The organism is Pseudomonas sp. GW821-FHT05D12 (assembly GCF_059419825.1).
The window spans coordinates 195470-221519 of sequence record NZ_JBWKSN010000008.1 but is presented as its reverse complement, the minus strand read 5'-3'; the positions used below and the strand labels follow the sequence as shown (position 1 = coordinate 221519).

The window sequence follows — 26050 nt, the reverse complement described above, 5'->3', positions numbered from 1 at the left end:
CTGATCCTATGAATACCACCACTGCCCAAGTGCAAACGACCACGCCTCACACGCCACGCAAAAGCCGCCTGGCCAACCCCGGCTGGTTCCTCGTCACCCCTTCGGTCGCCATGCTGCTGCTGTGGATGATCGTGCCGCTGGGCATGACCCTGTACTTTTCGCTGATCCGCTACAACCTGCTCTACCCTGGCGAAAACCAATTCGTGGGGCTGGAGAACTTCACCTACTTCATCACCGACTCAGGCTTCCTGCCGGGCGCCACCAATACCCTGTTGCTGGTCGGCAGCGTGCTGTTGATCAGCGTGGTGTTCGGCGTGTTGATCAGTGCCTTGCTGGAGGCCAGTGAGTTCCTGGGCCGTGGCATCGTGCGGGTGATGCTGATTTCGCCGTTCTTCATCATGCCCACCGTCGGTGCGCTGATCTGGAAAAACCTGATTTTCCACCCGGTATCGGGGATTCTCGCCGCCGTCTGGAAGCTGTTCGGCGCCGAGCCGGTGGACTGGCTGGCGCACTATCCGTTGCTGTCGATCATCATCATTGTGTCGTGGCAGTGGCTGCCGTTTGCGATCCTGCTGCTGATGACCGCCATGCAGTCCCTCGACCAGGAACAAAAGGAAGCCGCACGCCTGGACGGCGCCGGCGCCATCGCGATCTTCTGGCACCTGACCCTGCCCCACCTGGCACGCCCGATTGCCGTGGTGGTAATGATCGAAACCATCTTCCTGCTCTCGGTGTTCGCCGAAATCTTCACCACCACCAACGGTGGCCCGGGCTACGCCTCGACCAACCTCGCCTACCTGATCTACAACCAGGCGCTGGTGCAGTTCGACGTGGGCATGGCCTCGGCCGGCGGCTTGATTGCCGTTGTCATCGCCAATATCGCGGCGATCATCCTGGTGCGGATGATCGGCAAAAACCTGACTGACAAGCCTTGAGGGCCGCGCCATGACGCTTCAACAATCCCGCCGCCTGCAAAGCCTGTTGCTCGGCACCTTGGCCTGGGCCATCGCGATCCTGATTTTCTTCCCGATCTTCTGGATGGTGCTGACCAGCTTCAAAACCGAAATCGATGCGTTCGCTACCCCACCGCAGTTCATCTTCACGCCGACGCTGGAGAACTACCTGCACATCAACGAGCGCAGCAACTACTTCAGCTACGCCTGGAACTCGGTGCTGATTTCGTTCAGCGCCACCGCCCTGTGCCTGCTGATCTCGGTGCCCGCCGCCTACTCCATGGCCTTCTACGAGACCAAGCGCACCAAGGGCACGCTGCTGTGGATGCTCTCCACCAAGATGCTGCCACCGGTGGGCGTGCTGATGCCGATCTACCTGCTGGCCAAGAGCTTCGGCCTGCTGGATACGCGCATCGCGCTGATCATTATCTACACCCTGATCAACCTGCCGATTGTGGTCTGGATGGTTTACACCTACTTCAAGGACATCCCCAAGGACATCCTCGAAGCCGCGCGCCTGGACGGCGCCACCCTGTGGCAGGAAATGGTCCGGGTGCTGCTGCCGATCGCCAAGGGCGGCCTGGCGTCCACGGTATTGCTGTCGCTGATCCTGTGCTGGAACGAAGCGTTCTGGTCGTTGAACCTGACCTCGTCCAACGCAGCACCGCTGACTGCGCTGATCGCCTCCTACTCCAGCCCTGAAGGCTTGTTCTGGGCCAAGTTGTCCGCCGTCTCGACCCTGGCCTGCGCGCCGATCCTGATCTTTGGCTGGATCAGCCAGAAACAGCTGGTACGCGGTTTGTCCTTCGGCGCCGTGAAATAACGGCCTTTCAATAAAAAATTCAAAGCGGAGGCCCATCATGGCCAACCTGAAAATCAAGAATCTGCAAAAAGGCTTCGAAGGTTTCTCGATCATCAAAGGCATCGACCTGGAAGTGAACGACAAGGAGTTCGTGGTCTTCGTCGGTCCATCGGGCTGCGGCAAATCCACCCTGCTGCGCCTGATCGCGGGCCTGGAAGAAGTCACCGACGGCACCATCGAACTGGACGGCCGCGACATCACCGAAGTGACCCCGGCCAAGCGCGACCTGGCGATGGTGTTCCAGACCTACGCGCTGTACCCGCACATGAGCGTGCGCAAGAACATGTCGTTTGCCCTGGACCTGGCCGGCGTCGACAAGAAACTGGTCGAGAGCAAAGTCAGCGAAGCGGCGCGCATCCTCGAACTCGGCCCGTTGCTGGAGCGCAAGCCCAAGCAGCTGTCGGGCGGTCAGCGCCAGCGTGTGGCGATTGGCCGGGCGATTGTGCGTAACCCGAAAATCTTCCTGTTCGACGAGCCGCTGTCGAACCTCGACGCCGCCCTGCGCGTGCAGATGCGCCTGGAGCTGGCGCGCCTGCATAAAGAGCTGCAGGCGACCATGATCTACGTGACCCACGACCAGGTCGAAGCCATGACCCTGGCCGACAAGGTGGTGGTCCTCAACAGCGGCCGTATCGAGCAAGTGGGCTCGCCGCTGGAGCTGTACCACCAGCCGGCCAACCTGTTTGTCGCGGGCTTCCTGGGTACGCCGAAGATGGGCTTCCTCAAGGGCAAGGTCACGCGCGTCGAAGGCCACGGCTGCGAGGTGCAACTCGATGCCGGCACCACCATCAGCCTGCCGTTGAGCGGCGCGACCCTGAGCGTGGGCAGCGCGGTGACCCTGGGCATTCGTCCGGAACACCTGGAAATCGCCACGCCGGGCCAGACCTCCCTGACCGTCACCGCCGACGTCGGCGAGCGCCTGGGCAGCGACACCTTCTGCCATGTCATCACCGCCAATGGCGAGCCGTTGACCATGCGGATCCGTGGCGACATGGCCAGCCAATACGGCGAGACGCTGCACCTGCACCTGGACCCGGCGCACTGCCATCTGTTCGACACCGACGGTGTAGCCGTGGCCCGTCCACTGCGCGCTGCCGCCTGATTTCGCGAGAGTTGTGATGAAACTTAATAAGCAGAACCTTACCCAACTGGCGCCGCACGTGAACATCCCGGCCTATGCGATTGCCAGCACCTCCCAGGGCATCGCCCATATCGGCGTCGGCGGTTTCCACCGTGCGCACCAGGCGTACTACACCGATGCGCTGATGAACACCGGCGAAGGCCTGGACTGGAGCATCTGCGGCGTCGGCCTGCGCAGCGAGGACCGCAAGGCCCGCGACGACCTGGCGGGCCAGGACTACCTGTTCACCCTCTATGAATTGGGCGACACCGACGACACCGAAGTGCGCGTGATCGGCTCGATCAGCGACATGCTGCTCGCCGAAGACAGCGCCCAGGCATTGATCGACAAACTGGCCAGCCCCGAGATTCGCATCGTCTCCCTGACCATCACCGAAGGCGGCTACTGCATCGACGACAGCAACGGCGAGTTCATGGCCCACCTGCCGCAGATCCAGCATGACCTGGCGCACCCCGGCGCACCGAAAACCGTGTTCGGCTTTATCTGCGCCGCGCTGACCCAGCGCCGCGCCGCCGGCACCCCGGCGTTCACGGTGATGTCCTGCGATAACCTGCCCCACAACGGCGCCGTCACGCGCAAGGCGTTGCTGGCCTTTGCCGCGCTGCACAATGCCGACCTGCACGACTGGATCAAGGCCAATGTGAGCTTTCCGAACGCCATGGTCGACCGCATCACACCGATGACCAGCACCGCCCACCGCCTGCAGTTGCACGACGAGCACGGCATCGACGATGCCTGGCCGGTGGTCTGCGAACCGTTTGTGCAATGGGTGCTGGAAGACAAGTTCGTCAACGGCCGCCCGGCCTGGGAAAAGGTCGGCGTGCAGTTCACCGATGACGTGACGCCCTATGAAGAGATGAAGATCGGCCTGCTCAACGGCAGCCACCTGGCCCTGACATACCTGGGGTTTCTCAAGGGTTACCGGTTCGTGCACGAGACCATGAACGACCCGTTGTTCGTCGCGTACATGCGCGCCTACATGGACCTGGATGTCACGCCGAACCTGGCGCCGGTACCGGGTATCGACCTGACCGACTACAAGCAGACCCTGGTCGACCGTTTTTCCAACCAGGCGATTGCCGACCAGTTGGAGCGCGTGTGCTCGGATGGCTCCTCGAAGTTTCCAAAATTCACCGTGCCGACCATCAACCGCCTGATAGCCGATGGGCGCGAGACCGAGCGTGCGGCGCTGGTGGTCGCGGCCTGGGCCTTGTATTTGAAGGGCGTGGATGAGAATGGCGTGAGCTATAAAATCCCCGACCCGCGTGCGGAATTCTGCCAGGGGCTGGTGAGTGATGAGGCGCTGATCAGCCAGCGACTGCTGGGCGTGGAAGAGATTTTCGGCACGGCTATTCCCAACTCGCCGGAGTTTGTGGCAGCGTTCGAGCGTTGCTATGGGAGCTTGCGTGATAACGGCGTCACCGAAACCCTACAGAACCTCCTGAAGAAACCGGTTTAAATGTGGGAGGGGGCTTGCCCCCGATGAGGGTGTGTCAGGCAAATATCCTTCACTGACCCACAACCATCGGGGGCAAGCCCCCTCCCACACTGGACCGGGTTGCCAATCCAAAAAAATAACACCGCTGAGCACACCCTCATGACCCAGCAAAACCTGTTCCTCGGTATCGACTGCGGCACCCAAGGCACCAAGGCCATCGTCCTCGACGCGTCCAGCGGCAAGGTGCTGGGCCTCGGTGCTGCGGCGCACACTCTGATCAGCGGCGCGAATGGCCGTCGCGAACAGCACACCCAGGAGTGGCTGGACGCCTTTACCGAAGCCACCCACCGCGCCTTGCAACAGGCCGGCGTCGACGGCCAGGACATCCTCGGCATCGGCGTGTCCGGCCAGCAGCACGGCCTGGTGCTGTTGGATGACAGCGGCCAGGTGCTGCGCCCGGCCAAGCTGTGGTGCGACACCGAAACCGCACCCGAAAATGATCGTCTGCTGCAGTACCTGGGCGGCGAAAGTGGCTCGCTGGAACGCCTCGGCGTGGCCATCGCGCCGGGCTACACCGTGTCCAAGTTGCTCTGGACCCGCGAGCAGCACCCGGACGTGTTCGCGCGCATCGCGCATATCCTGCTGCCCCACGACTACCTCAACTACTGGCTCACCGGCCGCGCCGTGGCGGAATACGGCGATGCCTCCGGCACCGGTTACTTCAATGTGCGCTCCCGTGAATGGGACGTGGCGCTGCTCCAGCACATCGACCCCAGCGGTCGCCTGCAGGCCGCGCTGCCCGAACTGATTGACGCCGACCAGGCGGTGGGCACGATCCTGCCGGCCATCGCCGAACGCCTGGGCATCAACCCCAACGCGCTTGTCTCCAGCGGCGGCGGCGACAACATGATGGGCGCCATCGGCACTGGCAATATCGCCCCCGGTGTGATCACCATGAGCCTCGGTTCCTCGGGCACCGTGTATGCCTTCGCCGACCAACCCAACGTGAGTGCGCAGGCGTCGGTGGCGACTTTCTGTTCCTCCAGCGGCGGCTGGCTGCCGTTGATCTGCACGATGAACCTGACGAACGCCACCGGGGTAATCCGCGAGCTGTTCGAGCTGGACCTCAACGCGTTCAACGCCTTGGTCGAAAAGGCCCCGATCGGCGCCGACGGCGTGAGCATGCTGCCGTTTCTCAACGGCGAACGCGTGCCCGCCCTGCCCCACGCCACCGGCAGCCTGCACGGCCTGACCATGACCAACCTGACCCGCGCCAACCTGTGCCGCGCCGTGGTCGAAGGCACCACCTTCGGCCTGCGCTACGGCCTCGACCTGCTGCGCCATACCGGCCTGCAAAGCCTGCGCATCCGCTTGATCGGCGGCGGTTCGAAAAGCCCGGTGTGGCGGCAGATGGTCGCCGATATCATGAATACCGAGGTTATCTGCACCGAACAAAGCGAGGCTGCGGCCCTGGGCGCGGCGATCCAGGCGGCGTGGTGCCAATCCGGCGAATCCCTGGCCAGCCTGTGCGACCGGTGCGTGAGCGTCGACCCGGCCAGCCGTACCCTGCCGGTGGCAGCCAGCGTCAGCGCCTACCAACAGGCATACGCGCGCTATCAACAGCTAGTAGCAACCCTTTAAGAGCGAACGACTATGTATCTGGTGTGCGGTGAAGCGCTGTTTGATTTTTTCAGCGAGGAAGATGCCAGCGGGCAGGCTTCCAAGGTCAATTACAAGGCAATTGCCGGTGGCTCGCCGTTCAACGTGGCGGTGGGTCTGCGCCGCCTGGGCATCGATGCCGGGCTGTTCGGCGGGCTGTCGACCGACTTCCTCGGGCGTCGCTTGCTGCAGGTGCTCAAGGATGAAGGCGTCAGCGAGCAGTTCCTGGTGGAGTTTGCCGCGCCGACGACATTGTCGATGGTCGCCGTGGGCGCCAATGGTTCACCGCAGTACAACTTCCGCGGCGAAGGCTGCGCCGACCGCCTGCTGGAAGTCGCGCATCTGCCGGCGCTGGGCGCGGACATTCGCGGCCTGCATGTCGGCTCGTTCTCGCTGGTGGTGCAGCCGATCGGCGACACCCTGCTGAGCCTGGTCAAGCGCGAAAGCGGCAAGCGCCTGATCAGCCTCGACCCCAACGTACGCCTCAACCCCCAGCCGGATATCCAGCTGTGGCGCGAGCGCGTGGCGGAGCTGGTCAAGCACGCCGACCTGATCAAGGTCAGCGACGAAGACCTGCACCTGCTCTACCCCGACCAGTCGCCGGAAAGCGTGCTGCAAGGCTGGCTGCAGCACCGCTGCCAGCTGGTATTCCTCACCCGTGGCGGCGACGGTGCCAGCGTCTTCAGCCGCCAGCACGGCAACTGGTCGCAACCGGCACAGAAGGTGGTGATGGCCGATACCGTCGGCGCTGGCGATACCTTCCAGGCCGCCTTGATTGCCTGGTTGACCGAGCAGAACCTGGATTCGGTGGAGGGCCTGCAACAACTGACGCGCACGCAGATCGACACGATGCTCGGCTTCGCCATCCGCGCTGCCGCGTTGACGTGTGGCAAGACTGGGCCGGATTTGCCGTATCGCCATCAGTTGAATTGACGCACCCACCACTCCCGGCAACCTCTAATCTTGATGTGCCCTGGGTCCGCTTCGCAGGAAGAGGGCCCGCTTTCCCAATACCTTTTTTGAGTTGAGCGCAAGCTGTCAAGTTTGACAGTTGCGCTTTTTATTTCGCGACTCTTTAATTCAACTTACAACCAGCGGTTTAACGACGAGCCACTGTGCGACCTGAACTCTCTATCAGGCAGGGTTGAACATGAAAGGATCAAAACATCGTTTGCTAATTGTCTTGATGGGCTTTTTAGCCGCCTACAACGTCAGTGTCGCCTTTGGCCAGCCCGTTGCGCAGGATCACCGAAGCCTGCTTGATTTCCATGGCGGCGAAAGTGGTAGGGATTACTGGATAGTGAAGAACTCCTGGGGTAGCGGTTGGGGTGAGAAGGATTATTTCAGACCCCCTAAATTTCTAAAGAGCAATCTGCTTCCCTGAGAACACCAGGTGCAGGTCTAAAGAGCAGCCCTACGTGTCGAGCGTACCCCCCCCCTTCGCTACCGAGTGGCGACGCTTGCCTGCTACTCGCCTCTAGCCCCCTTCAACCTGTCAACGTTGACAGTTGTCAGTCACGGATTTTGCGCCAAGACTCCCGTTATATCTCGGGCGCGTGAACAGAACATCCACATCCTGTTATCAATATCAATTACCAGGGAAGGATTGACCATGAACAACTTGACCAAGTTTGCCTTCACACCCCTTGTGCTGCTCTGCCTGACAGGTACCACGCTGTACACCAGCCTGGTCAATGCAGCAACGTTTGTAGGCGAAGGTACGGCCGCAGGCGCGCAATGTGGCTCAAGAGGCGTCAACAACAACGGAGTTGTCACGGGCGTGTGCCTGCCGGGGAATGTTTCCGGTCCTGCGGTGGCGTGGGTCGCGGTGACCGCCGGCACGGAAGTTCCGTTACCGCCCCTGGTCACGGGTCAAAGCTGCGACGCGTTGGGCATCGCCAACAACGGAACCATAGAGGGCGTATGTGTCACTGCGGACAACCGCGCCACGGGTGTGTTCTGGAGCGCCACTGCACCCAGCAGCCTCCCCCAAAAGCTGCAATCGCTGTCAGTGCTTGGCACCGGCCTGCTACCTGAAGTGGCTACCGCTATCACCGCCTACAACCAGAGTGGTGTGCTGGGCGGCGAGAGTCTCAGTGGCAGCAACGATGCCACCGCCGTCCTGTGGCTCGCAGGCAGTACCGCCCCGGTTCAATTGTCTATCCTGCACGACAACTGCAGGGTTGCCGATGTGAACGACACACCGATCAATGGCCTCCCCAGCAGTGCCCTGAATTGCCCCAACACGGCGACAGGTAATGACACTGCCAAAGTCGTTCAGAAAACCGGGTTGCTCGGCGCGCTGGTCACCACGGTCCTGTCCACACCGTCCGGAAGTACCGGTTGCAGCCTCAGCAGTGTCAATAATGCAATGCAGATGCTCGGCACCTGCCACTTTGCCGCCCCGGATACCCCAAGTGCCGCCTATTGGGCCAGCCCTGCTTCTACCCCGATAATCTTGAGCAGCGTCAGCGGCGTCGCGGGAACTCCCCGCATCGAGGGGCTACGCCTGAACAACAACGGCAACGCGGTTGTGTCTTATCAAAATACCGATGGGCACGCGCTATTGGCGTTTTGGGCAGCGTCAACCACTGGCGCTACCACGCTGATCCCGACGCTGGCCGGCGGTACTCATGTGGGTTTCGTCGATTTGAGTGATAACGACACCGTTGCACTCACCAGCGAAAACACGGGCGAACATGCTCAGGCCGCTACGTGGACAGCAGCGGCAGGCACCGTTGCGATTCCCCAGTTCAACGCAGGTGAAGAAAGCGGCCTGACCGCCATTTCACCTAACGGCAGCTATGTGGCAGGGATTGCCGAGGACAGCGCGCACAATGACGACGCGGTGGTTGCGACGTTGCCTTAAGTGATCGTGGCCTTTCAGATGAAGGTTTTGTCAGCCAGGCAAAAATTAATCGACGGTTAATCCCGCAAGTCGAGAGTGAAAGTGTACTCACTTGCGGAGAACCACCATGAAACTGCGCACTTTAATGCTTGGCGGCGCGCTGGCGCTGGCGGCGGTGTCGGGCCTGGCCCAGGCTGCCGATCAAACGGCGACTGTCACCCCTGTGCCCTACCACTACGGCATGCCGATGAACATCGCCAAGGTGCTGGCCATGAACGAGGCCCAGACCAATGACTGCAAAGTCATCAAGGCGGATATCAAGTTTGTGGACACGGCCGGCAAGGTCGAAGACGTGAGCTATCGGAAAATGTCCGAAGCCTGCGATTTCCAGAATTGAGCCGGTGAAAGACCCAGGACAGGCCCGCACAGGAAGGAGTAGTCTTGCGGGCTTGTCATACGGCTGAAGGGATTCGCCATGCAGTTGAGTTTCCGCTCTCTCGCAACATTCACCGCCCTGCTCTGCTTCGCCCTTGCACTTGTCTGGGGCCTGCGTCCTGACCTGCTGCTGTGGTTATGGAGTGTCGAATATTCCAGCGCCACCGGGCTGGTGTCGCGCCGCAATGCCGCGCTGTTCCTGGCCATCGGCCTCATGTTCTACCGTGCTCGCCTTGCCCCACCCTCAGACACACGCCGCGCCCTGACCAGCGGGTTTATCGCCGGCTGCCTGGTGCTGGCCGTATTGGGGTTCGGGGAGTGGATCAATGGCAATGCAGGCCCGGGGATCCTGCTGGCGGTGGCAACGGAAACCGTATTGGGCCTGGCGTTTATCCAGGCCCACAGGCCTTCGGTCACTCACTCTCAAGCGTCGATCTAGTACAGGTTGCGCGCACCTGCTCGTTGCAGCGCGGGTGCATGGCTGTGCTTGAGGTCTTCACGCAACCCGGTGATCAGGTTGCACAAGGCTCGACTGCTGTCGAGTTTGTCGGCGTTGATACCTTTGACTTCCAAATCCACCCGGTCACGGTCGCGGTCGTCATAGACCTTGATCGTCAGCGAGGCATCTTCGGCTTTGGTGCATTCGCACCGTTTAGGCAGGAAACTTCCTTCGATAATACTGCGAAGTTCTAATTCCGAAAGCATGGCCAACCTCTCCTTTTCTGAGACTGCCAATCGATTGTTTTTAGTCTGGCAAGCGTGTGCCTGCCGCGTCTTGCCGCCCCTGGAAGACGCTTACCATCACCAGCCTACTCGGCAAAATCCAGTCTCGTTGTAACCATTCCTCATAAGCACCCGGCACCCTTATATAAGCTTGGCCGGGTAGATGAAATATTCGTCGAACCGCTGCGATTAATCGTTTAACCCCACGCCTGGTATCAAACTGCGCCTTGCGCGACCACTCTTTCAGCAACATATCGCAAACTATCGAAGTTGATGTTCGCGCCGGAATTAACCGCTACCAATGTCTGCCCCGCTATGCCACGCGTTGACACGTATTGGCGAATGCCCGCGACCGCCAAGGCACCGGAAGGCTCGGTGATGGAGCGGGTATCGTCGTAGATCAACTTGATTGCGCTGCACAGTTGGTCGTTGCTCACGGTGATCACTTCATCCACCCACTGCCGGCAGATTTCAAAACCAAACGCACCGATCTGCGCGACCGCCGTGCCATCGGCAAACCCGTCGACACTCGGCAACACCACGCGCTCACCGGCGCGCAGGGCCGCCAACAGGCAACTGGAGCCTTCGGGCTCGACGCCGATGATGCGCACTTCGGGCCGCAGGTATTTGACGTAGGCCGCGATTCCGGCAATCAGCCCGCCGCCGCCGACCGGGACGAAGATCGCGTCCAGCGGCCCTTGCTGCTGGCGCAGGATCTCCATGGCCACTGTGCCCTGGCCAGCGATGACGTCCGGGTCGTCGAAGGGCGACACGAAGGTATAACCGGAGGCGTCGGCGAGTTGCAGCGCGTGGGCCAGGGCAAAGGGAAAGCTGGCACCGTGCAACACCGCTTCGGCGCCCCGGGAGCGCACGCCCAGCACCTTCAATTCCGGCGTCGTCGCGGGCATCACGATTCGCGCCCGGATCCCCAGTTCACGCGCCGCCAGCGCCACCCCCTGGGCATGGTTGCCTGCCGACGCGGTGACCACGCCCCGCGCCTTCTGCTCTGCGGCCAGTTGCACGAGCTTGTTGTAGGCGCCGCGAATCTTGAAGGAGAAGGTCGGCTGCAAGTCTTCGCGCTTGAGCAGCACCTGGTTGCCGAGCAATGCCGACAGCGCCGGCGCGGCTTGCAGGGGCGTGCGCACCGCCAGGTCATAGACCGGGGCGGCGAGGATCTTTTTCACATAGTGTTCAAGCAGGCCTGCATCAGCGCGGGGAGGAACGGGACAGCTGCTCATGGGTGTCTCCTGGTGTGTGTAGAGCCCGGGAGACGGAAAAACAAAACCCGCCTCAAGGGCGGGTCTGGGTGCAGCCGTGTGCTATCCCGCCAAATGAGGAATGGCGGTAATAATAATGCTTGGCTGGCTGCGGAAGGCTTGGAAGGTCATGCCAGGAAATTAACCGGCCATCCGGACCAAGTCAACATCCTGTTTACTTCAAGCATACGAAACATATACGATTCGTATATCAATCCAGCACAGTGAAGACCATGGGCATCGTCAAGATCAGCGACCAACTGCACGAACAACTCCGCCTGGCCAGTGCGGCCATGGACCGCTCCATCAACGCCCAGGCCGAGTTCTGGATCAAGGTCGGCCTGCTCGCCGAACTGAACCCCAGCCTGCCCTACCACGAGTTGATCAACAAACTGCTGCTGGACAAGCCCGACCTGATCCGGGGGCGCAGCTGATGATCAAGACCGCCGCCCAATTGGCTGTCATGCGCGACTCCGGGCGCCTGCTGGCCAAAGTGTTCGACATGCTCGACGGTTTTGTCAGCGCCGGCCGTTCCACCCTGGAGCTGGACAGCGCCGTCGAGGCCTTCATCCGCAACGACCTGCAGGCCCGCCCTGCCAGCCTCGGGCAATACGATTACCCGTTCTCCATCAACACCTCGATCAACGAGGTGGTGTGCCACGGCATGCCCAGCGCCAAGGAGATCCTCAAGGACGGCGACATCATCAACATCGACATCACCCTGGAAAAAGGCGGCTTTATCGCCGACTCCAGCAAGATGTACATGATCGGCACCGTCGCCCCCAAGGCGCGGCGCCTGGTGGAAATGACCTTTGAGGCGATGTGGGCCGGCATCCGCCAGGTCAAGCCCGGCGCACGCCTGGGCGATATCGGCCATGCAATCCAGAGCCACGCGCAGGCCAACGGCTACAGCGTGGTGCGTGAATACTGCGGCCATGGCATCGGCAAGCAGATGCATGAAGAGCCGCAAATCCTGCACTTCGGCCGCCCCGGCACCGGCATGGAACTGCGCGAAGGCATGGTGTTTACCATCGAACCGATGCTTAACCAGGGCAGTTCCAAGGTGCGCAGCCTGAAAGATGGCTGGACGGTGGTGACCAAGGACAACAGCCTGTCGGCGCAGTGGGAGCACACGGTAGCGGTGACGGCGGATGGCTTTGAAGTGCTGACCCTGCAAACACCGCCAGGCGAGTAATCTGTGGCGAGCGGGCTTGTCCCGCGTTGGGCTGCGCAGCAGCCCCAAACCATGCGCAGAGGCGTGCCTGATGCATCGCCACCTTTACATCGCCGCGCCCGCCATCCGCTTGAGCACTAGCACCATCAAGCCTGCCCCCAACCCCATCGCAGCCAGGAACAACGGGTACGACACCCACCACGGCGTACCCGCCGTCATCATGCTGAACTCCGACATCCCACCCACACTGGCAATCAGATTGAGCGGCAGGAACACCACGTTGATCAGCGTGAGCTTGCGCAACAGGTTGTTCATGCTGTTGTTCATCAGGTTGCCGCGCGCATCGATCAGCCCGGAAAACACATTGGAATAGATCTCGGCCTGTTTGTAGCACTGATGGTTCTCGATGATCAGGTCATCGATCAGGCCGAGGATTTCCGCGCCGAAGTGCTCCTTTTCCGCGTGGTTGCGCAGCCTCGACAGCACGGCGCCGTTGCTGTGCAGCGCGTTGATGTAATAGATCAGGCTTTCACTGAGGTTGAACATCTGCATCAGGTGATGGTTGCTCATCGACGCGTTGAACTGCTGCTGCAACTCACGCGCGACCAGCTTGATCACCTTGAGGTGGCCCAGGTAGTGATGAATGTTGTTGAGCAGCAGGTCGAGCAACACGTCGAGCGGCGTGTGCAACGGCCGGCGCTGGCCCAGGCCGCTCAGCGGGGTTTCATCGGTGGCGATTACCAGCAGCCGGCCGGGTGAAAACAGCAGGCCGCAGGACGACACTTCGAACACCAGGTTGCCGCCGCCGGAATAGTTCTCCGGGCGCTTCCAGATCAGGAACAGGTTGTCGGGGTGAAACTCGATGCGCGAGACCTCGTCAGGGTCCAGGGCCGACGCGAGTGCATGCTCATCCAGCTTGTGATGGTCACGCAGCCATTCACGCTCGCTCGGGTCAGGGTTGTTGAATAACAGGATCGGCGCCGAGGCGCTGTCCACGCCCAGCAGTTTTCCATTGATTAGCTCAAAACGCTGGATCATCGCGACTCACCAGACCTGGCCCTGGCGTTTCAACTCCAGGCGCCGCACGAATTCCTCCAGCACCAGGCCATACAGGTCGTCCTGCAAATAGGCGTCTTCGATGCCCGCATCCAGGTTGGGATTGTCGTTGACCTCGATCACCACCACCTTGTCGCCGGACTGCTTGAGGTCGACGCCGTAGAGCCCGTCGCCGATCAGGTTGGCGGTCTTCACCGCCAGCTCCACCACCGCCTTGGGCGCTTCGTGGACCGCCAGGGTGCGGCACTCGCCGTTGATGTCCGAGCCGATGGCCTTGTGGTTGTAGATCTGCCAATGGCCCTTGGACATGAAGTACTGGCAGGCAAAGATCGGCTTGCGATTGAGCACGCCGATGCGCCAGTCGTATTCGGTGTAGAAGAACTCCTGGGCCAGCAGCAGCACCGAATGTTCGAACAGCTCGGCAGTGGCCTTGAGCAAGGCTTCCTGGCTTTCGACCTTGATCACACCCCGGGAGAAACAGCCATCGGGGATCTTCAGCACCAGCGGGAAACCCAGGCGCTCGCCGACCCGTTCGAAATCTTCCGGTCGTTCCTTGTAGAGAATCTCGGTGGCGGGCATGCCCAGTTGATGGCTGTTGAGCAGGTCGGTGAGGTAGACCTTGTTGGTGCAGCGCAGGATCGAGGCCGGGTCATCCATCACCACCAGCCCTTCGCTCTCGGCTTTCTTGGCGAAGCGGTAGGTGTGGTTGTCGACGCTTGTGGTCTCGCGGATCAGCAAGGCGTCGTATTCGGCCAGGCGCGAGTAGTCCTTGCGCTCGATCAACTCCACATCGATGCCCAGGCCCTTGCCCACGCGGATGAAATTCTCCAGCGCCTTGGCATTGGACGGCGGCAGTTGCTCCTGGGGATCGTGAAGAATCGCCAGGTCATAACGGGCCAGGCGACGTGAACGGGGCTGGCGCCAGATCTTGCGGCTGAAGTTGTCGAGGGCGTGGGCGAATTGATCTTCCTGGTCATCGCGCAACTTGTGCAGTACGCCGGACTTGACCCCTTCAATGTGCCAGCCGTTGTTCTTTCTGAATTCAACTAACAGGATCGGGCACGGGAACGCTTCAAACAACTGGCGGGCCAACTCCTGCAACGGTTCAATATTGGTTCGACCAAAGTAAAGGGTCAGGGTGAAACCTTCGGTATTGCTGTAGAGATGATGACTCAAGGCTTTATCGAGGGTTTTATCCAGGTCATCCAGCGCCAGGCCGTAGAGTGACTTCTTGGTCAGCTCGCTGATGGTGCGCACCGACGGAATCACCTTGTGCCCGCGCGCTTCGGCCAGCAATGAACAGTAATAGCCGTGCCCCAGGTACTTGTAGCTACGGCACAGGTTGATCACCTGCACGCGCTTGCCGGTCTCGCTTTCGCGGGTTTGCTCCAGGTATTCCTGCGCGGTGACGATGTCTTCGCTGGGGAAGTAGGAGGCCCAGTCTTCCTTGCGCTCGACAATGATCACAACTTGACTGGCGCCTTTGGGGGGTGCGGAAAAATAACCCTTATTGGTTATTGTCGCCGCGACAGTTTGCTCGGATACTTCACGCCAATGACCTTGTACCGCCGACATAATATTTGATCCGCTTTAGAGAACTCGACCTTTTCTATTAAGCACGATCTTTTAGAGAAGTCCCGTTTCGTTACGCAACTTTTACGGCGGTCATATGGCTCTTTTCTTTCGCGTTGCAGCCCCCGAGGACGTGCCTGAATTAGTGGCACTGGAACAGCATTGTTTCACCACTGACCGGCTGTCACCGCGCAGTTTCCACTGGATGGTCAGCCGCGCCCATGGCCGGTTGCTGGTGGCGGAACAGGACGGGCAATTGCTCGGCTATGCGCTGGTGCTGTTCCACCGTGGCACCTCGCTGGCACGGCTGTACTCCATCGCCATCGCCGAGCACGCGCGCGGCATGGGCCTGGGCAAACAGCTGCTGAGCCGCATCGAGGCCTGCGCAGTGGAACACGACTGCGCCTACCTGCGCCTGGAAGTGCGCACCGACAACCCCGGCGCCCTCGCCCTGTATGAACGCAACGGCTACCGCCGCTTTGCCCTGATCAACGACTACTACGAAGACCACAGCCCGGCCCTGCGCCTGGAAAAACGCATCCTGCAGCACCAGGATGCGCGCTCGCACAGCGTGCCGTATTACCAACAGACCACCGACTTCACCTGTGGCGCCGCCTGCCTGTTGATGGCCATGGGTGCGCTGGTGCCGGAGCGCCCGGCCCTGCGCCGCGAAGAGCTGCAGATCTGGCGGGAAGCGACCACCGTGTTCATGACCGCCGGCCATGGCGGCTGCAGCCCGCAAGGCCTGGCTCTGGCGGCGTGGCGTCGGGGCTTTCGGGTGCGGATGCAGGTGAATGTGCGCGGGCCGTTATTTCTGGATGGCGTACGCGATCCGCATAAAAAGGACGTCATGCGCGTGGTGCATGCCGCGTTTGAGGAAGAGTTGGCAGGCAGCGACGTCGAGCAGGTCTTCGGCGGCGCCCTGGACTTGCCCCGGCTGTTGCAGGAGGGCGGGCAGCCGCTGGTGTTGATCAGCAGCTACCGCCTCACCCGCTCGAAATCCCCGCATTGGGTGATCGTCACCGACTGCGACGACGACTTTGTCTACCTGCACGACCCGGATGTGGACCACAGCCAGCACCGCCAGCCTCTGGACTGCCAGCACCTGCCGGTCAGCCATGCGGAGTTCGAGCGCATGTGCCGCTTTGGCAATAACAAGCTGCGCGCGGCGGTGGTGGTCTTCACCCGGTGAATGCTCAGGCCACCTGCTTGATCGCGGCCTTGGCCTCCAGCTCGCGCACCAGTGGCAACACGCGCTGGCCGAAGTACTCGACCTCTTCCTGGAAGTGCAGGAAACCGGCCAGGACCAGGTCCACGCCCACGGCCTTGAGCGCGACGATGCGCTCGGCGATCTGCTGCGGGGTGCCGATCAGGTTGGTCTTGAAGCCGTCGTTGTACTGCACCAGGTCTTCGAAGCTGGACTTGGCCCAGTTGCCCTCGCCTTCGGGGGAAGCCTTGCCGGCCTGCCGGGCCGCGTCGCCGAACGCATTCACCGCCTCCGGATCGGCCTTGTCGATGATTTCCGCGAGCACGGCGCGGGCTTCTTCCTCGGTATCCCGGGCGATGATGAAGGCGTTGACGCCGACCTTGACCGAATGGTTGTTCGCAGCGGCCTTGGCGCGAATTTCATCGACCTGGGCCTTGATGCCTTCCGGGGTGTTGCCATTGGTGAAGTACCAGTCCGACACCCGCGCCGCCATGTCGCGCGCCGCCCGCGAACTGCCGCCCTGGAACACTTCCGGCTGGCCCAGCGGCTTGGGCTTGAGGGTGTATTGGTTGAAGCGATAGAAGTCGCCCTTGAAGGTGAAGTTGTCCTGGGTCCAGATACCCTTGAGGGCGCGGATGAATTCCTCGGAACGGCGATAACGCTCGTCGTGTTCCAGCCAGTGTTCGCCGATGGCCTGGAACTCACCCTTGAACCAGCCACTGACGATGTTCACGGCGATGCGGCCGTTGGTGAGCTGGTCGATGGTTGCCAGTTGCTTGGCCGCCAGCGCTGGTTGCCATGGGCCGGGCAGGATCGCGGCAATCACTTTCAGCGTGGTGGTCGCCGCCAGCAGCGCGTGGCTGAACGCCACGGACTCATGCTGGTTCTCGGCGCCGTAGCCGGCGGTGAAGCGAATCTGCGTCAGGCCATATTCGAAGCCGGCGGCTTCGGCCAGTTGCGCCAATTTGCGGTTGTAGTCGATGCCCCAATGGGTGCGCTGTTCGATCTTGCTCACCACCAGCCCACCGCTGACGTTGGGCACCCAATAGGCAAATTTCACGGCTTGCTGACTCATCGATCACTACCTCGCACACAGGGATGTACCGAGGGGTTGAGCAGCAAGCGTGCCAGCCGTGGGCAAACGCACGCGCCGTGCGGGCTACGGCGGAAAACCCGGCCGGCGATCAGGCGAAGACGCCTGTCACGGATCGTGGCGGTTTGTCGGTTCACTGTTGCTGGGGCAACAGCTGGCGCAGCATCTCCCGCGTAAACATGGGCCCGGACACCCGGCACGGAGTGTGCAATCACCTTTGGCATTGATCACTGCCCTGGAGCTTTTGCCCATGACCGAACAACACGTCATCAACCCGCTGTCCACCGGCGTCGACTACACCACCCTCGCCGCGCGCTTTCGCCCGATTTTCCAGCGTATCGCTGCGGGTGCGGTGGAGCGCGAGCAAACCCGCACCCTGCCCCATGAACCGATCCAGTGGCTCAAACAAGCCGGTTTCGGCGCCGTGCGGGTGCCGGTGGAATACGGCGGTGGCGGCGCGTCCCTGCCGCAGTTGTTCCAATTGCTGATCGAACTGGCTGAAGCCGACTCCAACGTGCCGCAGGCCCTGCGCGGGCATTTCGCGTTTGCCGAAGATCGCCTCAACGCCGCCCCGAGTGCCGGCCGCGAGCTGTGGTTCAAGCGCTTTGTCGACGGCGATATCGTCGGCTGCGCCTGGACTGAAATCGGCGCCGTGGCCATCGGTGAGGTAGTCACCCAGGTCAGCCCGGATGGCGATAACTGGAAGCTCAACGGCGAAAAGTTCTACAGCACCGGCAGCATTTTCGCTGATTGGATCGACGTGTACGCCCAACGCAGCGACACCGGCGGCGATGTGATCGCCGCCACGCGCGCGCGCCAGCCCGGCGTGGTGCACAGCGATGATTGGGACGGTTTCGGCCAACGCACCACCGGCAGCGGCACCTCGCGCTTTACCGATGCGGTGGTGGAGGCGGACAACGTCATCGACTTCGCCACCCGCTTCAAATACCAGACCGCGTTCTACCAGTTGGTGCTGCTCGCCAGCCTCGCCGGTATCGGCCGCGCCGCGTTGCGCGATGTCGCCCATCAGGTGCGCAGCCGCAAACGCATCTACAGCCACGGCAATGCGCCGCATGTCAGCCAGGATGCACAGGTCCAGCAGGTGGTGGGTGAAGTCGCGGCGCTGGTGTATGCCGCCGAAGCCAGCGCGTTGAAAGCCGCAGCGCCGGCGCAACAGGCTTACCTGGCACGGTTTGGCGGCGATGATGCGGCTGAGCACGCGGCCAATCTGGCCGCCGAGATCGAGTCGGCCACGGCGCAGGTGGTGGTGTCGGAATTGATCCAGCGCGCCACCAGCGAACTGTTCAATGCGCTGGGGGCGTCGGATGTGCGCCAGGGCAAGTCCCTGGACCGCCACTGGCGCAATGCGCGCACGGTGTCGTCGCACAACCCGGTGATCTACAAGGCGCGGATCGTCGGCGACTGGGTGATCAATGCGACCGAGCCGCCGTTTGTGTGGCAGATCGGTAATGGGCCAGCGAAAGCCTGAATCAAGGGTGATCGCAGTCAGCATGTGGGAGGGAGCGAGCCCCCTCCCACCTTTGGCCCCTGTTATGTCTTAAAAGGCCAGTTTGTAGCCGATGGTCATCAACATGATCGCCAGGCACGGGCGCAATACGCCGTCCGGGACTTTGCCGGTCATGTGGCTGCCCAGGTAAATGCCCGGCAGCGAGCCCATCAGCAAAAAGCCCAGCAGGTGCCAGTCCATATTGCCCATGCCGGCGTGGCCCAGGCCCGCCACCAGGGTCAGGGGCACGGCGTGGGCGATCTCGGTGCCCACCAGGCGGCGGGTGGCCAGGAACGGATAAAGGATAAACAGCGCGACGGTGCCCAGTGCGCCGGCGCCGATGGAGGTCAGCGCGACCATGGTGCCCAGCACGGCACCGGTCACTACCGTCAACGCATTCAGGTTGCGCGGGTTCATGTGGTAGCCATCGCCGGCATGGCGCTGGGCGAAGGCCAGCAGGCTTTTCTTGAACAGGATCGCCAGGGCCGTCAGCAGCAGCACCACGCCGAGGGCCTGCTTGATCACCGCGTTCATGGCGCTGGGGTCAGTGTGCAGGCTGGCGAGGAACCACAGGGTCAGCAACACGGCAGGCACGCTGCCCAGGGTCAGCCAGCCGGTGATGGTCCAGTCGATGTTCTTGTTCTTGCTGTGTACCAGCACGCCACCGGACTTGGTGATCGCGGCGTACAACAAGTCAGTGCCGACCGCCGTGGCCGGATTGATGCCGAACCACAACAGGATCGGCGTCATCAACGAGCCTCCGCCCACGCCGGTCATGCCCACGATAAAACCAACGATCAGGCCCGCGACTACAAAACCAACATTACCCACATCCATTACAACTTCCCGCGGCCTTATAAATTTCTGGCCGCAGGATAGCGATTTTTCTTATAACGACTTATATCAATATGATCTGACTTTATGCCTTTTAGCTCAGTCGACGGCAGACGTACGCCTGAGTCTGGTACGGGAAGGCCACGGTGTCACGCCCGCGCAGGTCTGGATGGGTGTCGATCAAGTCCTGCAACTGCGCGGTCACCTTGGCCTTTTCCGCGTCCGGCAGCGCGGCGATAAAGCTCACCGAGAGGAAGCGATCCATGATCACCTCTTGAGGGCTGCCGACATGGCTATACGGGAAACAGCTGAGTTCAGGCGCGGAAAAAAGCTCGCCGGTAAAGGCTTCGCGCCAGCGCCCGGTATGAAAGCGCGGCGTGTCGCCCTCGTAAGGCGTGATGATCGCGGTGATCGCCGCGACCCAGGCCACCGACTCATCGCGCACATTCCACACCAGTCCCAGCCGGCCCTCGGGTTTGAGTACACGGTGGATCTCCTGCAGCGCCGCCTGGGTCGAGAACCAGTGGAACGCCTGGGCGCAGACCACCGCGTCGGCACTGGCGGCGGCCAGGGGCATGGAGTCGGCGGTACCGTCGACCAGGCGCACGTCCGGCAACAGCTTGCTCAGCTGCGCGCCCATCGCCTGCACCGGTTCGACGGCGATCAGGGTCGGCGCCAGGGTGCTGAGCAAACGCGTGAATTTGCCGGTGCCGGCGCCCAGGTCGATGACGGTTGACTGCGCGTCAACGCCGAGCGCCTCCGTGAGCCAGCCGGTCAGTTGCCGTGGATAATCCGGCCGGCCCTGGGCGTAGGTGACAGCCTGGGTGGAGAAACCTTGTTGAGCAGACGCGTGGACACCAGTCATTGCCAATCTCTCCTCGGATAAAGCGGGGACACAGTGTGCGCCTTCATGACTTTATTTTCTAATCGCTGCATCCAATCGTGCGCGTCATGGGTAGTTCTTCCAGTACCCCCGCTGTTTGACTGAATGGAGAAGCACCGATGAACGCTAAAACACTGCTCTGCCTCACCGGCTTGTTGATCGCCGCCCCCGCCGCTTTTGCCCAGTCCGGCTTGCCCGACAGCATCAAAGTGCCAGCGGGCCACAAGGTCGCGCTGGAAACCACCGGCGTTGGCGAAATCACCTACGAGTGCCGCGACAAGCCGAATGCCGCCGGCCAGACCGAGTGGACCTTCGTCGGCCCCAAGGCCGTGCTCAATGATCGCAGCGGCAAGCCCGTCGGCACCTATTTCGGCCCACCGGCCACCTGGCAGGCCAAGGACGGTTCGAAAATCACCGGCACCCAGCTCGCCGTGGCGCCGTCGGGTGCCGGCAACCTGCCCTATCAACTGGTCAAGGCCAACCCGGCCGAAGGCAAGGGCGCGATGAGCGGCGTGAGCTACATCCAACGGGTCGCGCTCAAAGGGGGCGTTGCCCCGAGTACCGTGTGCAGCGCCGCCAACAAGGGTGAGCAGGCGGTGGTGAGCTACCAGGCCGATTACATTTTCTGGTCCGCCAGCTGAGCAAAGTCAGCTACGCTGCCCCCTGTGGGCGCCGGCGTGTCGTGGCGAGCACGCTTGCTCGCCACACAGGGGCCGTGGCGGCGGTTAATTCAGTGCCAGGAATACAACGTTTTGCCTGAGACTCTCTTTGATTACCCAGCCTGCCTCTCGGCCTGTGCCCGGGGCGACCAACGCGCCCTGCGCCAGTTGTATGAGCAGGACAGCAGCCGTTTGCTCGGCGTCGCATTGCGCATCGTGCGGGACAAGGCCCTGGCCGAAGACATCGTGCACGACGCGTTTATCAAGATCTGGCGCGGCGCCGGCAGTTTCGACCCCGTGCGCGGCTCGGCACGCGGCTGGGTATTCAGCGTGACCCGCCACCTGGCGCTCAACCACGTGCGCAACCAGCATCGCGAGGTGGCGCTGGGCGAGGAACACGAACAGCTCGCCGCCGACACCGAGACCTTTGAATTTCCCGCGCGCTCGGGGCAGATGCACACCTGCCTGGAGCAACTCGACCCGGCCCGTCGCACCTGCATCCTGCATGCCTATGTCGACGGTTATTCCCACAGCGAAATCGCGCAAAAACTGGGCACCCCATTGGGCACTGTCAAAGCCTGGATCAAACGTAGCCTCACCGCGTTGCGGGAGTGCATGGCATGAACGAAACACTCGACGCACTGGCCAGCGAATACGTGCTCGGCACCCTGCCCATCGAGCAGCGTGCCGAGGTGGAACGCCGCCTGCCACACGATGCCGAACTGCGGGCCGCGGTGGATGCCTGGGAGCAACGGCTATTACCCCTGACAGCCCTGGCAGCACCGGTGCCGCCCTCGCCTCACCTGTGGCGGCGCATCGAGCGCACCCTCGCACCCGCCGCCAGCGGCGTGCCGTGGTGGAACCTGCTGGCCGTGTGGCGCGGCCTTGCCGGTGCCGGCCTGCTGGCGAGCCTGGTGCTGTCTGCGTTGCTGCTGACCCGCCCACCCGGCGCCGCGCCGAGCTTCGTGGTGGTGCTGGTGGCGCCACAAAGCCAGGCGCCGGGCTGGGTGATCCAGGCCAGCCACAATCAGCAGATTCAGTTGATTCCATTGGGCGTGATGGAAGTCCCGGCCGACAAGGCCCTGCAGTTCTGGACCAAGGGCGACGGCTGGCAAGGGCCGGTGTCCCTGGGCCTGGTCAAGCCGGGACAGACCCTCTCGGTGCCGCTGGACAAACTGCCGCCGCTGACGCCAAACCAGCTGTTCGAGCTGACACTCGAAGCCCCGAGCGGCTCACCCACCGGCAAACCCACGGGGCCGATCCAGGCAATCGGCCGCGCGGTCAAAGTGCTCTGATCAGGCGACGCAGGGCAGCCACACGCGAAACCGGGCACCGCCCAGTGGCGAGGCCTGCGCGGTTAACGTGCCGCCCTGGGCTTCGAGGGCGCGCCGGCTGATCGCCAGGCCCAGGCCGAAACCACCGGTGGCACGGTCGCGGCTGCGGTCGAGGCGGTAGAACGGTTCGAAGATGCGCTCGCGCTGGTCCAACGGAATGCCGATTCCATCATCGTCCACCCAGATCTCACAGCCCTTGGGGCAGACCTTGACCCCGACCTGGATGCGTTTTTCGCAGTAACGCGTGGCGTTGCGCAGCAGGTTCTGCAAGGCGCGGGCGGTGAGGCGCGGGTCGAGGCTGAAGCGCTCCACGGCGCAATCGAGTGCCACATCAATAACGATTTCGGGGTTTTCCAACTCGTCATCGACACTGCCGAGCACGCTGTCGATAAATTCGTCGAGCACCACCTCGACGCGTTCAGGCAATTGCGCCGGGTTTTGCAGGCGGCTGTAGGACAGCAATTCCAGCACCAGTTCATCCAGCTCGCGAATATGCGCCACCAGGCTTTGCAGGCGCTCGCGGCTGGCTTCGGGCAGGTCTTCGGAGAGCGCCAGGGCGAGGCCGAAGTCCAGGCGTGTCAGCGGTGTGCGCAATTCGTGGGAGACGGCGTTGAGCAGGTCGCGCTGCTGGTTGAGCAGGTGCTCGATGTCGCCGGCCATGGTGTCGAAGACCGAGGCCAGGCTGCCGATGTTGGAGCTGGGGGCAATCCCGGTACGCGCGCTCAGGTTGCCGCGACCGAGTTGGGTGGCCGTGCTTTTCAGGCGCTCCAGGTCACGCCAGTGCGGGCGCAGCCAGACCAGCAGGCACGCCAGCAGCGCGATGCCGATCAACACGTTCATCGACCAGTACAGCAGGTTCATGTCCAGCGAATCGGGAGGGATGGTCAGCTTGACCACGAACTGGTCGTTGATCGGTGAGCTGACCTCCTCCATCCAACCCCACTCCCCGAGGCGGATCACCGGCTTGCCCTGCTCCAACTGCAAGGCCTCCGCCGGGGTGTAGCGCGCGTCCTGACGCAGCAGCAACTGCACTTTCAGCGGTGCGAAGTCGCGGTCCAGTTGTTCGGTGACCTGCGACCAGCGCTCCACCGGTGCGCGCAGGTACTGCTTGACGATCAGCTTTTGCATGCCCCGCGACTGCTCGACGTTGTAGTCGAGGTAGCGATGCTCGAACAGTTGGATCACCAGCTTGGGAATCAAGAAGATTGCCGCGCTGTAGGTGATGATGATGATCAGGGAGAGGCGCAGCAGTACGCGAAACATGGATCAGCATTCCCACTCGGAACGACTGAACAGGTAGCCCTTGCCCCACACCGTCTTGATCTTGCGCGCCTCGCCGGCGTGGTCGTCGAACTTGCGGCGCAGCTTGGAAATGGCCACGTCCACCGAACGGTCGGTACCGTTGAACTCGATGCCGCGCAGGCGTTGCAGGATCTGGTCGCGGCTGAGCACCTCGCCGGCATGCCGGGCCAGCACCACCAGCAGGTTGTACTCGCCGCTGGACAACTCCACCGCCTGCTCGCGCCAGGTCACGGTGCGCTCCGACAGGTCGATGCACAGGTTGCCCATGAGGATCTGGTCATTGGCCACCTGCGGTTCGGACAAACTGCTGCGCCGCAGCAAGGTGCGCACCCGCGCCAGCAGCACGCGCGGCTCGCAGGGTTTGGTCACATAGTCGTCGGCGCCCATTTCCAGGCCAAGCACCTGGTCGTGGCTGTCATCGCGGGCGGTGAGCATCAGAATCGGCAAGCCCGCCGAATCGGCGCGCAACAGGCGGCAGACTTGCAGGCCGTCGAGGCCCGGCAGCATCAGGTCGAGGATCACCAGGTCCGGCGGGTTGAGCCGCGCGCGCTCACGCACGTGGTCGCCACGGCTGAGCACGCTGACGTGGTAGCCATTGCGCTCCAGGTAGCTGGCAATCAGCTCGGAGAGTGCGGCGTCGTCTTCCACCAGGAGGATGTTGGGCATAAAGGTGTTTCCAGAAAATACAGTTATTGGTCGTACACAAATCCCATGTGGGAGGGGGCTTGCCGCCGACAGCGGTGGGTCAGTGAAGGCTGTTTCGACTGATACACCGCGATCGGGGGCAAGCCCCCTCCCACATGGGATCTCCAGTGCTTGCAGGATTGTGCAAGGATATACGCCCTCTGCCGACTATGGGTCGCACCTTACATTTCTTCACAGACCACCTACACAGCTTCACAGCACCACGGCGCAGGTGACCTTAGGATGCGCCAGTCAATATTGGGATAAGAGCATGTCAAAGAATCTGTTTGCGCCGTTTTGCCTGCTGGCCCTGACGCTGGCACTGAGTGCCTGCGACAAGTCGGCCACGCAAGCGCCGGAAATGCCGCTGGCCAAAGTCCGCATTGAAACCCTGCAGGCCAAGCCCCTGTCCATCAGCAGCGAGCTGAGCGGGCGCATCGCCGCGCCGCGCATCGCCGAAGTGCGCGCGCGGGTAGCCGGGGTGGTGATGCAGCGGGTGTTCAAGGAAGGTCACGACGTCAAACAGGGCGACGTGCTGTTTCGCATTGACCCGGCGCCGTTCAAGGCTGACCTCGACAGCGCCCAGGCCAACCTGAGCAAGGCCGAGGCCAATGCGTTCCAGGCGCGCCTGCAGGAGCAGCGCTACAGCCAGCTGGTCGAAGGCAACGCGATCAGCGGCCAGGACTACGACAACGCCCGCGCCGCCGTGCGCCAGACCAACGCCGAAGTCGCCGCCAACAAGGCGGCCGTCGAGCGCGCCAAGCTGAACCTGGGCTACGCCACCGTGACGGCGCCGATTTCCGGGCGCATCGGCCGCGCGCTGGTCACCGAAGGTGCACTGGTCGGCCAGAACGAGGCCACGCCCCTGGCGATCATCCAGCAACTGGACCCGATCCACGCCGACCTGACCCAATCCACCCGCGAACTGAACGACCTGCGGCGCGCCTTCCGCGCCGGCAGCCTGAAGCAGGTCGGCCAGGACCAGGCCAAGGCCACGCTGATCCAGGACGATGGCAGCCTCTACCCACTGCCGGGCAAATTGCTGTTCGCCGAAATCAGCGTCGACCCCGGCACCGGGCAGATCATCCTGCGCAGCGAATTCCCCAACCCGGACCTCGATTTGCTCCCTGGCAGCTTTGTGCGCGTGCGCCTGGAGCAGGCCGTCGATAAACAAGGCATCAGCGTGCCGCAACGCGCCATCGTCCGCGACAGCGCCGGCATTCCCATGGTGCTGCTGCTGGACGCCGAGCAAACCGTGAGCCAGCAACCGGTGGAACTGGGTGCGGTGGTCGAGGACCGCTGGATCGTCAGCAGCGGCCTCAAGCCCGGTGACCGCATTGTCGTCGAGGGCCTGCAACACGCGCGCCCCGGTGAAAAAGTCCAGGTGGATGACAGCCCCGTGCCGCTCGCCCAGGCACCCGGCCAATAAG

The 26050-nt window shown here is 62.4% G+C and carries 27 protein-coding genes; 18 read left to right on the top strand and 9 right to left on the bottom strand.

Annotation, left to right across the window (positions count from 1 at the left end):
• Positions 1 to 8: 8 nt before the first annotated feature.
• The 10 genes from AC07SI_RS17215 (at position 9) to AC07SI_RS17170 (ending at position 9775) form a co-directional block, all read left to right on the top strand.
• Positions 9 to 935 carry a carbohydrate ABC transporter permease gene (locus AC07SI_RS17215; protein ID WP_065906617.1) on the top strand — a complete coding sequence of 309 codons (927 nt, stop codon included), beginning with the start codon at positions 9 to 11 and terminating at the stop codon, positions 933 to 935.
• Positions 936 to 945: 10 nt separating this feature from the next.
• Positions 946 to 1776 carry a carbohydrate ABC transporter permease gene (locus tag AC07SI_RS17210; RefSeq protein WP_032886872.1) on the top strand — a complete coding sequence of 277 codons (831 nt, stop codon included), beginning with the start codon at positions 946 to 948 and terminating at the stop codon, positions 1774 to 1776.
• Between the two features lie 37 nt (positions 1777 to 1813).
• Positions 1814 to 2917 carry an ABC transporter ATP-binding protein gene (locus tag AC07SI_RS17205; protein ID WP_495006152.1) on the top strand — a complete coding sequence of 368 codons (1104 nt, stop codon included), beginning with the start codon at positions 1814 to 1816 and terminating at the stop codon, positions 2915 to 2917.
• 16 nt (positions 2918 to 2933) lie between these two features.
• A complete protein-coding gene (locus tag AC07SI_RS17200; protein ID WP_065906615.1) occupies positions 2934 to 4415 on the top strand; it encodes a mannitol dehydrogenase family protein in 1482 nt (493 codons plus the stop codon).
• A 138-nt stretch (positions 4416 to 4553) separates the two neighbouring features.
• Positions 4554 to 6035 (top strand): xylulokinase, encoded by a 1482-nt coding sequence (gene xylB / locus AC07SI_RS17195; protein WP_495006151.1) that lies wholly within the window; start codon positions 4554 to 4556, stop codon positions 6033 to 6035.
• Between the two features lie 12 nt (positions 6036 to 6047).
• Positions 6048 to 6986, top strand: coding sequence for a carbohydrate kinase family protein (locus AC07SI_RS17190; RefSeq protein ID WP_065906608.1), 939 nt, complete (start codon positions 6048 to 6050; stop codon positions 6984 to 6986).
• 217 nt (positions 6987 to 7203) lie between these two features.
• Positions 7204 to 7437: a C1 family peptidase gene (locus tag AC07SI_RS17185; RefSeq protein ID WP_083221452.1), complete on the top strand. Its 234-nt coding sequence runs from the start codon at positions 7204 to 7206 to the stop codon at positions 7435 to 7437.
• A 228-nt stretch (positions 7438 to 7665) separates the two neighbouring features.
• The gene (locus tag AC07SI_RS17180) at positions 7666 to 8922 is read left to right on the top strand and encodes a hypothetical protein (RefSeq protein WP_495006150.1); all 1257 of its coding nucleotides are present in this window, start codon (positions 7666 to 7668) and stop codon (positions 8920 to 8922) included.
• 106 nt (positions 8923 to 9028) lie between these two features.
• Complete coding sequence (locus AC07SI_RS17175) at positions 9029 to 9298, top strand: DUF2790 domain-containing protein (RefSeq protein WP_065906599.1); 270 nt, start codon at positions 9029 to 9031, stop codon at positions 9296 to 9298.
• A 78-nt stretch (positions 9299 to 9376) separates the two neighbouring features.
• Positions 9377 to 9775 carry a hypothetical protein gene (locus AC07SI_RS17170; RefSeq protein WP_495006149.1) on the top strand — a complete coding sequence of 133 codons (399 nt, stop codon included), beginning with the start codon at positions 9377 to 9379 and terminating at the stop codon, positions 9773 to 9775.
• Here the strand turns inward: AC07SI_RS17170 and AC07SI_RS17165 are convergent.
• Positions 9772 to 10041, bottom strand: coding sequence for a DUF1652 domain-containing protein (locus AC07SI_RS17165; RefSeq protein ID WP_065906595.1), 270 nt, complete (start codon positions 10039 to 10041; stop codon positions 9772 to 9774). The genes AC07SI_RS17170 and AC07SI_RS17165 overlap by 4 nt on opposite strands.
• A 233-nt stretch (positions 10042 to 10274) precedes the next feature.
• Complete coding sequence (ilvA, locus tag AC07SI_RS17160; RefSeq protein WP_495006148.1) at positions 10275 to 11297, bottom strand: threonine ammonia-lyase, biosynthetic; 1023 nt, start codon at positions 11295 to 11297, stop codon at positions 10275 to 10277.
• 251 nt (positions 11298 to 11548) lie between these two features.
• Here ilvA and AC07SI_RS17155 point away from each other — a divergent pair, with 251 nt between their 5' ends.
• Both AC07SI_RS17155 and map read left to right on the top strand, forming a co-directional pair.
• Entirely contained in the window at positions 11549 to 11749 is a 201-nt protein-coding gene (locus AC07SI_RS17155; RefSeq protein ID WP_027606410.1) for a ParD-like family protein, read from the top strand.
• Complete coding sequence (gene map / locus AC07SI_RS17150; protein ID WP_495006147.1) at positions 11749 to 12510, top strand: type I methionyl aminopeptidase; 762 nt, start codon at positions 11749 to 11751, stop codon at positions 12508 to 12510. The genes AC07SI_RS17155 and map overlap by 1 nt, the downstream gene beginning before the upstream one ends.
• An 84-nt stretch (positions 12511 to 12594) precedes the next feature.
• On the opposite strand, the gene AC07SI_RS17145 is transcribed toward map, so the two are convergent.
• Entirely contained in the window at positions 12595 to 13527 is a 933-nt protein-coding gene (locus AC07SI_RS17145; protein WP_201144190.1) for a magnesium transporter CorA family protein, read from the bottom strand.
• 6 nt (positions 13528 to 13533) lie between these two features.
• Positions 13534 to 15120 carry a RimK family ATP-grasp domain-containing protein gene (locus AC07SI_RS17140; RefSeq protein WP_065906589.1) on the bottom strand — a complete coding sequence of 529 codons (1587 nt, stop codon included), beginning with the start codon at positions 15118 to 15120 and terminating at the stop codon, positions 13534 to 13536.
• A gap of 94 nt (positions 15121 to 15214) precedes the next feature.
• Here AC07SI_RS17140 and AC07SI_RS17135 point away from each other — a divergent pair, with 94 nt between their 5' ends.
• Positions 15215 to 16309, top strand: coding sequence for a peptidase C39 family protein (locus AC07SI_RS17135; protein ID WP_495006146.1), 1095 nt, complete (start codon positions 15215 to 15217; stop codon positions 16307 to 16309).
• Positions 16310 to 16313: 4 nt separating this feature from the next.
• On the opposite strand, the gene sfnG is transcribed toward AC07SI_RS17135, so the two are convergent.
• A complete protein-coding gene (gene sfnG, locus AC07SI_RS17130) occupies positions 16314 to 17399 on the bottom strand; it encodes a dimethylsulfone monooxygenase SfnG (RefSeq protein ID WP_495006145.1) in 1086 nt (361 codons plus the stop codon).
• A gap of 268 nt (positions 17400 to 17667) precedes the next feature.
• Between sfnG and AC07SI_RS17125 the strand changes: the two genes are divergently transcribed.
• Positions 17668 to 18906, top strand: a complete 1239-nt coding sequence (locus tag AC07SI_RS17125; protein ID WP_495006144.1) for an acyl-CoA dehydrogenase family protein — start codon at positions 17668 to 17670, stop codon at positions 18904 to 18906.
• A gap of 69 nt (positions 18907 to 18975) precedes the next feature.
• Here AC07SI_RS17125 and AC07SI_RS17120 read toward each other — a convergent pair whose 3' ends face one another.
• Together AC07SI_RS17120 and AC07SI_RS17115 are read right to left on the bottom strand one after the other, a co-directional pair.
• Positions 18976 to 19761 (bottom strand): sulfite exporter TauE/SafE family protein, encoded by a 786-nt coding sequence (locus AC07SI_RS17120; protein WP_065906582.1) that lies wholly within the window; start codon positions 19759 to 19761, stop codon positions 18976 to 18978.
• 91 nt (positions 19762 to 19852) lie between these two features.
• A complete protein-coding gene (locus tag AC07SI_RS17115; protein WP_201144186.1) occupies positions 19853 to 20623 on the bottom strand; it encodes a class I SAM-dependent methyltransferase in 771 nt (256 codons plus the stop codon).
• 137 nt (positions 20624 to 20760) lie between these two features.
• On the opposite strand from AC07SI_RS17115, the gene AC07SI_RS17110 reads away from it, so the two are divergent.
• From AC07SI_RS17110 to AC07SI_RS17100, 3 genes are all read left to right on the top strand, one after another.
• Positions 20761 to 21282 (top strand): DUF3455 domain-containing protein, encoded by a 522-nt coding sequence (locus AC07SI_RS17110; RefSeq protein ID WP_495006143.1) that lies wholly within the window; start codon positions 20761 to 20763, stop codon positions 21280 to 21282.
• Positions 21283 to 21393: 111 nt separating this feature from the next.
• Positions 21394 to 21924: a sigma-70 family RNA polymerase sigma factor gene (locus tag AC07SI_RS17105; protein WP_495006142.1), complete on the top strand. Its 531-nt coding sequence runs from the start codon at positions 21394 to 21396 to the stop codon at positions 21922 to 21924.
• Positions 21921 to 22595: an anti-sigma factor gene (locus AC07SI_RS17100; protein WP_495006141.1), complete on the top strand. Its 675-nt coding sequence runs from the start codon at positions 21921 to 21923 to the stop codon at positions 22593 to 22595. Before AC07SI_RS17105 ends, AC07SI_RS17100 begins: the two co-directional genes overlap by 4 nt.
• Here AC07SI_RS17100 and AC07SI_RS17095 read toward each other — a convergent pair whose 3' ends face one another.
• On the bottom strand, positions 22596 to 23897 hold the full coding sequence (locus AC07SI_RS17095; protein ID WP_282397933.1) for an ATP-binding protein: 1302 nt from the start codon (positions 23895 to 23897) through the stop codon (positions 22596 to 22598).
• A 3-nt stretch (positions 23898 to 23900) separates the two neighbouring features.
• On the bottom strand, positions 23901 to 24602 hold the full coding sequence (locus tag AC07SI_RS17090; RefSeq protein WP_065906561.1) for a response regulator: 702 nt from the start codon (positions 24600 to 24602) through the stop codon (positions 23901 to 23903).
• Between the two features lie 289 nt (positions 24603 to 24891).
• Between AC07SI_RS17090 and AC07SI_RS17085 the strand changes: the two genes are divergently transcribed.
• Positions 24892 to 26049, top strand: coding sequence for an efflux RND transporter periplasmic adaptor subunit (locus AC07SI_RS17085; protein WP_065906558.1), 1158 nt, complete (start codon positions 24892 to 24894; stop codon positions 26047 to 26049).
• Position 26050 lies beyond the last annotated feature (1 nt).

What these genes read in the sequence shown, in the direction of transcription:
- AC07SI_RS17215 (WP_065906617.1), top strand. Translation starts at nt 9, where the DNA reads ATGAATACCACCACTGCCCAAGTGCAAACGACCACGCCTCACACGCCA.
- AC07SI_RS17210 (WP_032886872.1), top strand. Translation starts at nt 946, where the DNA reads ATGACGCTTCAACAATCCCGCCGCCTGCAAAGCCTGTTGCTCGGCACC.
- AC07SI_RS17205 (WP_495006152.1), top strand. Translation starts at nt 1,814, where the DNA reads ATGGCCAACCTGAAAATCAAGAATCTGCAAAAAGGCTTCGAAGGTTTC.
- AC07SI_RS17200 (WP_065906615.1), top strand. Translation starts at nt 2,934, where the DNA reads ATGAAACTTAATAAGCAGAACCTTACCCAACTGGCGCCGCACGTGAAC.
- xylB (WP_495006151.1), top strand. Translation starts at nt 4,554, where the DNA reads ATGACCCAGCAAAACCTGTTCCTCGGTATCGACTGCGGCACCCAAGGC.
- AC07SI_RS17190 (WP_065906608.1), top strand. Translation starts at nt 6,048, where the DNA reads ATGTATCTGGTGTGCGGTGAAGCGCTGTTTGATTTTTTCAGCGAGGAA.
- AC07SI_RS17185 (WP_083221452.1), top strand. Translation starts at nt 7,204, where the DNA reads ATGAAAGGATCAAAACATCGTTTGCTAATTGTCTTGATGGGCTTTTTA.
- AC07SI_RS17180 (WP_495006150.1), top strand. Translation starts at nt 7,666, where the DNA reads ATGAACAACTTGACCAAGTTTGCCTTCACACCCCTTGTGCTGCTCTGC.
- AC07SI_RS17175 (WP_065906599.1), top strand. Translation starts at nt 9,029, where the DNA reads ATGAAACTGCGCACTTTAATGCTTGGCGGCGCGCTGGCGCTGGCGGCG.
- AC07SI_RS17170 (WP_495006149.1), top strand. Translation starts at nt 9,377, where the DNA reads ATGCAGTTGAGTTTCCGCTCTCTCGCAACATTCACCGCCCTGCTCTGC.
- AC07SI_RS17165 (WP_065906595.1), bottom strand. Translation starts at nt 10,041, where the DNA reads ATGCTTTCGGAATTAGAACTTCGCAGTATTATCGAAGGAAGTTTCCTG.
- ilvA (WP_495006148.1), bottom strand. Translation starts at nt 11,297, where the DNA reads ATGAGCAGCTGTCCCGTTCCTCCCCGCGCTGATGCAGGCCTGCTTGAA.
- AC07SI_RS17155 (WP_027606410.1), top strand. Translation starts at nt 11,549, where the DNA reads ATGGGCATCGTCAAGATCAGCGACCAACTGCACGAACAACTCCGCCTG.
- map (WP_495006147.1), top strand. Translation starts at nt 11,749, where the DNA reads ATGATCAAGACCGCCGCCCAATTGGCTGTCATGCGCGACTCCGGGCGC.
- AC07SI_RS17145 (WP_201144190.1), bottom strand. Translation starts at nt 13,527, where the DNA reads ATGATCCAGCGTTTTGAGCTAATCAATGGAAAACTGCTGGGCGTGGAC.
- AC07SI_RS17140 (WP_065906589.1), bottom strand. Translation starts at nt 15,120, where the DNA reads ATGTCGGCGGTACAAGGTCATTGGCGTGAAGTATCCGAGCAAACTGTC.
- AC07SI_RS17135 (WP_495006146.1), top strand. Translation starts at nt 15,215, where the DNA reads ATGGCTCTTTTCTTTCGCGTTGCAGCCCCCGAGGACGTGCCTGAATTA.
- sfnG (WP_495006145.1), bottom strand. Translation starts at nt 17,399, where the DNA reads ATGAGTCAGCAAGCCGTGAAATTTGCCTATTGGGTGCCCAACGTCAGC.
- AC07SI_RS17125 (WP_495006144.1), top strand. Translation starts at nt 17,668, where the DNA reads ATGACCGAACAACACGTCATCAACCCGCTGTCCACCGGCGTCGACTAC.
- AC07SI_RS17120 (WP_065906582.1), bottom strand. Translation starts at nt 19,761, where the DNA reads ATGGATGTGGGTAATGTTGGTTTTGTAGTCGCGGGCCTGATCGTTGGT.
- AC07SI_RS17115 (WP_201144186.1), bottom strand. Translation starts at nt 20,623, where the DNA reads ATGACTGGTGTCCACGCGTCTGCTCAACAAGGTTTCTCCACCCAGGCT.
- AC07SI_RS17110 (WP_495006143.1), top strand. Translation starts at nt 20,761, where the DNA reads ATGAACGCTAAAACACTGCTCTGCCTCACCGGCTTGTTGATCGCCGCC.
- AC07SI_RS17100 (WP_495006141.1), top strand. Translation starts at nt 21,921, where the DNA reads ATGAACGAAACACTCGACGCACTGGCCAGCGAATACGTGCTCGGCACC.
- AC07SI_RS17095 (WP_282397933.1), bottom strand. Translation starts at nt 23,897, where the DNA reads ATGTTTCGCGTACTGCTGCGCCTCTCCCTGATCATCATCATCACCTAC.
- AC07SI_RS17090 (WP_065906561.1), bottom strand. Translation starts at nt 24,602, where the DNA reads ATGCCCAACATCCTCCTGGTGGAAGACGACGCCGCACTCTCCGAGCTG.
- AC07SI_RS17085 (WP_065906558.1), top strand. Translation starts at nt 24,892, where the DNA reads ATGTCAAAGAATCTGTTTGCGCCGTTTTGCCTGCTGGCCCTGACGCTG.